This is a genomic window from Algoriphagus zhangzhouensis (assembly GCF_900148515.1).
Classification (GTDB): Bacteria; Bacteroidota; Bacteroidia; order Cytophagales; family Cyclobacteriaceae; genus Algoriphagus; species Algoriphagus zhangzhouensis.
In genome coordinates, this window is record NZ_FRXN01000003.1 from 281,809 (window position 1) to 290,396 (window position 8,588).

6 protein-coding genes are annotated in these 8,588 nt (G+C 37.4%); 4 read left to right on the forward strand and 2 right to left on the reverse strand.

The features are described 5' to 3' along the window. Window positions 1-21: 21 nt before the first annotated feature. Together BUF13_RS11620 and BUF13_RS11630 are read left to right on the forward strand one after the other, a co-directional pair. Window positions 22-603, forward strand: coding sequence for a hypothetical protein (locus tag BUF13_RS11620; RefSeq protein ID WP_073571976.1), 582 nt, complete (start codon window positions 22-24; stop codon window positions 601-603). Between the two features lie 283 nt (window positions 604-886). Beyond that, complete coding sequence (locus BUF13_RS11630; RefSeq protein WP_073571978.1) at window positions 887-1,303, forward strand: helix-turn-helix transcriptional regulator; 417 nt, start codon at window positions 887-889, stop codon at window positions 1,301-1,303. A 1,030-nt stretch (window positions 1,304-2,333) separates the two neighbouring features. Here the strand turns inward: BUF13_RS11630 and BUF13_RS11635 are convergent. Both BUF13_RS11635 and BUF13_RS11640 read right to left on the reverse strand, forming a co-directional pair. Continuing rightward, window positions 2,334-3,158 (reverse strand): AraC family transcriptional regulator, encoded by an 825-nt coding sequence (locus tag BUF13_RS11635; RefSeq protein WP_073571979.1) that lies wholly within the window; start codon window positions 3,156-3,158, stop codon window positions 2,334-2,336. A gap of 163 nt (window positions 3,159-3,321) precedes the next feature. Next, window positions 3,322-4,314, reverse strand: coding sequence for an SDR family NAD(P)-dependent oxidoreductase (locus BUF13_RS11640; protein WP_073571980.1), 993 nt, complete (start codon window positions 4,312-4,314; stop codon window positions 3,322-3,324). Between the two features lie 1,232 nt (window positions 4,315-5,546). On the opposite strand from BUF13_RS11640, the gene BUF13_RS11645 reads away from it, so the two are divergent. Continuing rightward, window positions 5,547-6,215 carry a DUF6266 family protein gene (locus BUF13_RS11645; RefSeq protein WP_073571981.1) on the forward strand — a complete coding sequence of 223 codons (669 nt, stop codon included), beginning with the start codon at window positions 5,547-5,549 and terminating at the stop codon, window positions 6,213-6,215. A gap of 110 nt (window positions 6,216-6,325) precedes the next feature. Beyond that, a complete protein-coding gene (locus BUF13_RS11650; RefSeq protein ID WP_134204440.1) occupies window positions 6,326-7,138 on the forward strand; it encodes a hypothetical protein in 813 nt (270 codons plus the stop codon). Window positions 7,139-8,588: the final 1,450 nt, after the last annotated feature.

Genomic DNA, 8,588 nt, shown 5'->3' on the forward strand with positions numbered 1-8,588 from the left:
AATGAACAAAACATAAATAGAGTGCGCCATCATCCAATCTATAGCATAATAACTCTTTTTTTATTCTCCTTTCTTCTTCTTTCATGTTCTAATGATAGACCAGATATCATCCAGACTAAATCAGGATTATATGGATCTTCGGAAGGAAAATTTCTAGCAAAATTCCCACGTGAACCTGGTGTCAGTATTCAAAACAATAGTTGGGGTTCTGAAAGCATCGAGACAGTCACTTTTAATACTAATTTAGGAGGCGAACACTATTATGTAGTTAGTTATACTGATTTGCCCAAAGCGATTTTGGAGTCATGGGATGTTGAAAGTTTGTTCGACCAGTCGACAAAAACAATGGCGGCAACTTTTGGAAATTTCTCGGTGAGTGAAAGGTCAGAAGTAAAACTTCATGGCTTTGAAAAATGTGTTAATTATACGCTGTCCTCTACTTCCAAAGATATTAACTCGGTCGTTTACTTACGATTAGCAAAAAACGGCACAAGGATTTATACGGTTTCTTTTGCTGGATTGCGCAGAATTCCCGAATCATCAAAAATCAATGAATTCATAGAAAGCTTTAGGCTTTATGAACCGAATGAAACAGCAAAATAAAAAGCCCCCTCTAAGCGTTTTTGAAACTACGCTTTCCTATTTCTTGAATTTGGAATTTATGATCAACTTGAGGCGCAGTAAAATTATCCCAAGAGAGGAAAACCTTCCTAATTTACTGCCTCTGATTTTTCCCAAATGGATAAAATATCCCAGCACTCGACTAAATTACCTAAGAAATTCAGTCTGGCATTCTTTCTAGAATGTAGGAAAGGCTTAAATTTGATTAGAACAATAGTCCGAAGCCAAATACATTACAATTCTTTTTATCTAACCTTCTTTACCCATGAGCGATTCTTCATCCAAACAAATCCACCAAGGCAGAAATATCAAACGCTTTCGTGAAATGCTGGGTATCAAACAGGAAGCATTAGCCTACGAACTGGGTGAAGACTGGAGCCAAAAGAAAATCTCTCTTTTGGAACAGAAAGAAGAAATAGAAGCTAGCCTTTTAAGCCAAATCGCTGAAGTATTGAAACTTCCTGTAGAAGCTTTCCAGAATTTCGACGAGGAACAAGCCGTGAATATTATTTCAAATACTTTTCATCATACTCAAGGTATTGTTAATTACAACCCAACTTTTCAGAACAATCCCATCGACAAAATCATAGAGCTTCACGAGGAGAAAATTTCCTTATACGAGCGCATGCTCAAGGAAAAGGAAGAGATGATGCAGCGATTGGAAAAATTGATCGGAAAGTAGAATATCCGAGTTTTCTCCAAGTTGAAGCAGGTGGCAATTGAATCTCAAATCTCCAATCTCTAAAATATCGAACATCGAATGATGGATATTGAATAATGAAGATTTGGAAAGCCACTTCTATCGTCTATGGACTATGGACAATCTCTAATCTCTGAAATTTCGAACTTCGAATGATGAATTTTGAATAATGAAGATTTGGAAAGCCACTTCTATCGTCTATGGACCATGGACAATCTCTAATCTCTCAATCTCCAATCTCTGAAATCTCGAATAATGAAGTTTAGAAACTGATTTCGTCTTTAGATAAACTTCCTACATCCTACCTCCAACTCTCCCCACTAAGCGTTTTTGTTACTACGCTTTCCTTTTTTTGAATTTGCAATTCATGATCCCCAGCTATCTCGATAATTACCAAGACAGGTGGCAATCGAATCTCAAAATCTCCAATCTCTAAAATATCGAACATCGAATGATGGATATTGAATAATGAAGATTTGGAAAGCCACTTCTATCTTTTTTGGACCATGGACAATCTCTAATCTCTCAATCTCTAATCTCTTAAATATCGAACATCGAATGATGAATATTGAATAATGAAGAATTGGAAACCCGCTTCTATCGTCTATGGACTATGGACAATCTCTATTCTCTAATTCTCCAATCTCTGAAATCGCGAATAATAAAGTTTAGAAACTGATTTCGTCTTTAGATAAACTTCCTACATCCTACCTCCAACTCTCCCCACTAAGCGTTTCTGCGACTACGCTTTTTTATTTTCTTGAATTTGCAATTCAAAAGTCTTCCATCCAATTAGGTAATCAGATCCCTACTATTAGTGCAGTAGAATTATCCTTAGAAAAAGCTACACCTTCTTGGAGCCTTTAAACCAAATAAATCCCGTGCATTTTTGTTGATCGTAGAAATATTAGGATGATTTGCAAAATCACCCAGCGCCAGAGTCTACGCCTAGATGAGATACTTGGGTTTCATATTCATTACTATCTGTTCAATACCCAAGTTGGAATAACGTTTACACTGCATTCCCATTTGGCCGGCTCAACAATTCTGTTGGACCGTAGCCAAAATGTTTTTTGAAGGCATGGGAGAAATGGGACAGGTTCTCGAATCCTGTTTCATAACAGACATCTACCGGTCGTTTTTTCTTTTCGGTAAACTGATAATGGGCCAGCTCTAATCGTTTTTGGGTAAGCCAACGTTGCGGAGAAGTGTGGAATACCTTAACAAAATCCCTTTTAAAGGTGGAGAGGCTTCTTCCGGTCAGATAGCTGAATTTTTCAAGGGGGAGGTTAAACATGAAATTTTTCTCCATGTATTCGGTCAGTTCAATTTTCCCGGGTTCCTCAAAGTTTGCCAGTGTCTGATCAATCCCGGGATCCACGGTTCTGAGAATATTGATTGCCTCGGTAATTTTTAGGGAGGCTAGCGTGGGAGGAAGATTATCCATTTCGAAATAGGGAATTAAAGAGGAGAGGCAACTGGAAAGCAAGGGGTGCTTGTTAAAATGATAGATTTTAGATGTTTCCCTGCTTTTAGGTTTGATGTCCAAGGGAGCATAAAACTCGCGTAAGCGGTCTGTTGACAGATGCATGACCACTGTTTGATGGGGCCTTCCATCCTTGGGGTAATTCAAAATAGTAGCCAGTTGATTTCTGGGAATCAGGAAAATATCCCCTTCTCTGAAAACATAGGAAGCGTCTGCCTGGACAATCTTTGTTTCTCCGGAAATAAACCAAATCAACATATGTTGCCCGAACATCACGTCGGATTTAAAAAACTTATCCTCATAACAGGAAAGTTTGATTTCTTCAGAAATGTATTTTGCTTGGTATTCCATACCGATTCATTGTTTTAGACAAAAATGAGGTAATTAAATATAGCGAATATCCCGAACAGCGCTTTGTTTAAAAGTCCATTCAATCCCCAATCAGTGGAAGGGGAATCTCCCTTTCACTGATTGAGATGAGAATAAAGATCTTTTTCCAGAGGAACCATTTTTCTTAAACTGAAAAGGGTATTCCACAGGCCTTCTCACTCCAAGCCCAAAGACGTTGGGCATCAGCTTCATGGAGAGAATAAGGTTTGACTCCTGAGCCTATTGTGTTTTCAGCTGCAATGGAAGCGACTTCTACATCTTCACAATATACACCTCCGATTCCATTAAATTGGGGGGATGTGGCGCACCATACAGTCGTTGCTGCCCCCTGGGGAATAGTTTTCAGTGAAGCCAAAACTTCTGGCTTCATCATACCCTTTTCATCCACAAAACCCATTTTTTGAAATAATTCCAATGATGCTTCTCTGGCCAACTCTGTTCCTCCAATAGATCCGGGATGGAGACTATAGGCCCGAACACCATATTGCTGGGCTCGTTTATCCAACTCCATAGTAAATAAGTTACAGGCAGTTTTAGATTGACCATAAGCTTGGAGGGTATCGTATTCACGGGTATTGAAATTGGGATCTTCGAAATGAAAGGTTCCAAATTGATGTCCTTGAGAGGAAACATTGACCACACGGGCTCCCTTTGCTTTGAGAAGGGCTGGCCATAATCTAGCTGTCAATTGAAACTGCGCCAAATAGTTGGTCGCCAGTTGGGATTCGATACCCCTGCTATCCACTCGTAGAGGAACCCACATGATTCCGGCATTATTGATCAAGATGTGAAGTAGGCTTCCAGAAGTGATAAAGCTTTCAGCAAAGGCATCTATGGATTCATGATTCATTAAATCCATACGGTGGATTTCAATATTGGGAATTCCATCGAGATTTCGCCTAGCTTTTTCCAGATCACGTGCCGGAACGATTACTGAAGCTCCAGCCTGAGCCAATGTTTTACTAGTTTCCAGTCCGATACCTGTATTTCCACCGGTCACGATTGCGACCTTACCTGTAAGATCAATTCCTTGGATCACTTCATCCGTAATTGAAATTGCTGAAAAGCCCGAGCCAATCGGCTTCTGTAAGGCTCCTTGATAATTATTCTGATTCATCGTATTAGTAGTTTTTAAATAGTGATGAAGCAAAAGTAGTGTGGGAAGCGCTCCCTAACTTTGTTTAAAAGTTCAAGTTTGCTTTGTTCAAAAGTTCAAAAAAAGTCAGCTCTCTGTTAGTCTCATGAATTAATCCTTGGAAAATTGAGTAACTGAACATTGCCATTGAAAATGGAATTAAAACTATAAATTACTATCTTCTTCAAATTTAGTCCCCCACTAAGCGTTTATGTTACTACGCTTTCCTATTTCCCTGAATTTGGAATTTATGATACCCAGCTATCCCAATAATTACCGGGACATGCGGCAATCGAATCTCAAAATCTCCAATCTCAAATTCTCTAAATCTCTAATAATGAAGATTTGGAATGCCGCTTCTATCGTCTTTGGACCATGGACTATGGACTAAGGAAAATCTCTATTCTCTCAATCTCCAATCTCTTAAATATCGAACACCGAATGAAGAATATTGAATAATGAAGATTTGGAAAGCCACTTCTATCGTCTATGGCCTATGGACTATGGACTATGGACAATCTCTAATCTCTCAATCTCCATTCTCTAAAATATCGAACACCGAATGATGAATATTGAATAATGAAGATTTGGAAAGCCACTTCTATCGTCTATTGACCAAGGACTATGGACAATCTCTATTCTCTAAATCTCCAATCTCTAAAATATCGAACATCGAATGATGAATTTTGAATAATGAAGATTTGGAAAGCCACTTCTATCGTTTTTGGACCATGGACTATAGACCATGGACAATCTCTATTCTCTCAATCTCTAATCTCTTAAATATCGAACACCGAATGATGAATTTTGAATAATGAATATTTGGAAAGCCACTTCTATCGTCTATGGACTATGGACAATGGACTATGGACAATCTCTAATCTCTCAATCTCTAATAATGAAGATTGGATTACCAGTTTGCGAACAAGAGCTTTTCTGGAAAAGCAATCCCATGTAAATAGAATATTATTCCCTATCCTGATATAGGTAAGGCCTATTCATCCATACTCGCCTCCCTATAGGTAGATCTAGCTATCATCAGATTTATTCAATCCATATCATGACCAATCCAAAATCAATCATAATGCAATCCTTAAACAATAATGGATTGCTCAAACATTGATCATTAATTAGTGAAAATTAAATATTTCTTTGATTTGTTTTATAGTTACATCAAAATGAACTATATTACTCTATAAGCAAACACTGGGAGAATGGCTAGAGTGATAAGTTCTTTTTTGGAAGGAGTATCAGGAAGTTTAGGTGAACTGGTCATTTATAAAGTGGGAGGAAAAACCTATATCCGTAAAAAGCCCGGAAAACAAAGCAAGTCTACCAAAGCAAGAACTTCCGAAAGGAAACGCCACTCACAGTCGGTCCATACCCAAGCTCATAGATTTCTGAGAAACATCACGCCTATTCTACGTTTTGGCTATCAAAACTACGAGGATGGTGCTAGAAAAGCCTATCATGCTGCCGTGTCTTATACTATGAAAAACTCCTTTAAGTTTGAAGGCAAGGGTGCTTCAAAAGTACTGGATATCAGCTTGGTAAAAGTAAGTCGGGGAAACCTTCTGGGGCCTCAAGAACCTAAAGTCGAACGGGTAACTGAAGGAGTAAAATTCTCTTGGACAAATAATTCCTGGCAGTCTTCAGCAAGTCCTTATGATCATGTTTTTGTTTTTCTACTTTCGATAGAAGGAGTTCTTAGCGGTTCATTATGGGAATTTCTCGGGAATATCAGAGAAAAAGAAAGCCATATCCTTCCTCTTTCAAATGTCCAAGACGACAGAAAATGGCATGCCTGGATTGCCTTCAGCCAAGCAAATCCCTGGACTAAAAAAAGGGAATTGTCAGATTCAGTTTATCTGGGGATAGTGTGATGTTTATTTATTTCTATCTCGACCATGTTCCGCGGAGACAGGGACCTCAGCATATAAAGGAGATAAGCACCAAAGTAGAAATCATTATCCCAACCCTACCCTTCACTGCAATGAAAAAATTACTTTTTGTGATATTATTAATTCCATCATTAGGCTTTGGACAAAAAGCTAATTCTGAACTGGAATTTGAAATAAAATCATTAAAAAACAAAAGTGAAATAGAAAACTATTGGACTTCCATTCATAAAGACGATCAATCTGTAAGAGGGAAGGTATCAGATGAGCAAAGACAAATGGACAGGCAAAACATCAAAAAGATGGTTTTGATGTTTAAATATCATGGCTACCCTTCGGGATTTTGTTACGGTTGTAATCCAAAGTCAGAATTCACTAACAACTTTACGCCTAACATTGTAATAACCCATAATCTTGTAAATGAAGTTTCCGAGTTTATGCTACCTATTTTAAACAAGGCTTACAATGATGGAATAGCAAATGAGTGGTGGTATATTCATAACCTCAGAGGAATGCTTAGAGCAAGATATGGAAGGGATTTATACGAAAAAACTAAAGAAAATATCCCCCAATATTTAGAAAAGCTAAAACCATTTGTAAAAGACAGCATCTCCTATGATTTGAGCATTATTGATTCCTTATATGAAAATTATGACCGTAACTTAAATTCAATTTTAATATCCGATAGAATTTTCAGCAAGAAGCAAGGAGGAATCAGACATAATATTTACAAAACAAAAGAAGGTAAATTATTCTGGCAACAAGTTTACTCTGATGACTCATTTCATTTTCCAATTGAAATTTATTACGAGCCAAAAAGTAATCAATTAAGATATGGACTGTTCGACGATGTGGTGATAAATGAGATCTTGGTAAATAATATTCCGAAAATCACATCCGAAAATTAAAAGGCCCCACTAAGCATTTCTGCGACTACGCTTTTTTATTTCTTGAATTTGGAATTCATGATCCACTCTGGATCCAGTAGAATTAAACCTAGAAAAAGCTATACTTTCCTGGAGCCTTTAAACCAAATGAATCTCGACCATTGTAATGGATTGTAGGGATATTAGGGTGATTTGCAAAATCAGCCAGCGCCAGTATTTGATGTTTGCTTCATCTAAATAATATGGATTCTAACGGGTAAAACACCTGATTTAAAATAAAAAACCGGGATCAACAAACGTACCTTTGAATAGCAAGAAATAACTTAAGCGAAAATTGATCTTCCAGGACAGGGTTCTTTTTGGTTCAGATCTTAAAACGAGCTGGCTTATTTCATGAGAACTAAAAGTAATTGCTCGTTCTCGCCAACTTCTGAAAATTTTACGTATTATCAGTTTGGTGCATACTCGCAAAGTTAAGTACTAACCCACGCAACTACTAATAGCCGAGTCGTTGGCAGCAATTATGTTAGATCGTAGAGGAATAATTTTTGTTGAAAAGCATAAAGCTGGAATCTCAATAGTTTCAGCCGCTATTTGGATCACAATTAGCATCCTCCTGTGGTGGATTTTTGTTCAGAGTTTAGGGCAATTGAGCGTTGGGATTGAAGTACAAGGAAAATTATTTCAGCTATCAATTCTGGTTCTTTTATTTCTAGCGTTCTTTTCGATCCGTTTTATCTTAAACATCTCATATAAAATCGACCTAATTAATGATGTTATTACAATTCGAAATCACTATCCATTTTGGACTAAGAGTAAATCTGAAAGAATTATAGTAAAAGAAATAATTGAAATCAAACAGGATAAAACCTATACTAACTCACTTAACCTGATAGTCAAGATTAACAAAAGAAAAATTGTCCTTTTTAACAACCTACACAGATCGGATATTGGGAATGAGATTAGGTTTTTGACTGACCACGCTTTTCGTGACATAACTGCCAACAAGCCATAAGAATGCAGTTTGCTGTGCTACTAAATAACCTAAGTGGTATTTTAGTTCCTCCGGGACACATCTTGAGGAAACGGTAATTGCAAACCGCACTTAATAGTGAAACTTTACCCCTTTCCAATCTGAAATTGAAGATGTTTTACTAAATCATCACCACTCCTCTTCTTATTTCTCGTACTCAATATCCCCACTAAGCGTAGTTTGAAACTACGCTTTTTTATTTCTTGAATTAGGAATTCATGATCCCCTGCTATCCCGATAATTACCGGGACAGGTGGCAATTGAATCTCAAAATCTCCAATCTCTTAAATATCGAACATCGAATGATGGATATTGAATAATGTAGAATTGGAAACCCGCTTCTATCGTCTTTGGACCATGGACTATGGACTATGGACAATCTCTATTCTCTCAATCTCTAATATCGAACACCGAATGATGAATTTTGAATAATGAAGA

Coding starts and splice junctions, on each gene's coding strand:
- BUF13_RS11630 (WP_073571978.1), top strand. CDS start 887: ATGAGCGATTCTTCATCCAAACAAATCCACCAAGGCAGAAATATCAAA.
- BUF13_RS11635 (WP_073571979.1), bottom strand. CDS start 3,158: ATGGAATACCAAGCAAAATACATTTCTGAAGAAATCAAACTTTCCTGT.
- BUF13_RS11640 (WP_073571980.1), bottom strand. CDS start 4,314: ATGAATCAGAATAATTATCAAGGAGCCTTACAGAAGCCGATTGGCTCG.
- BUF13_RS11645 (WP_073571981.1), top strand. CDS start 5,547: ATGGCTAGAGTGATAAGTTCTTTTTTGGAAGGAGTATCAGGAAGTTTA.
- BUF13_RS11650 (WP_134204440.1), top strand. CDS start 6,326: ATGAAAAAATTACTTTTTGTGATATTATTAATTCCATCATTAGGCTTT.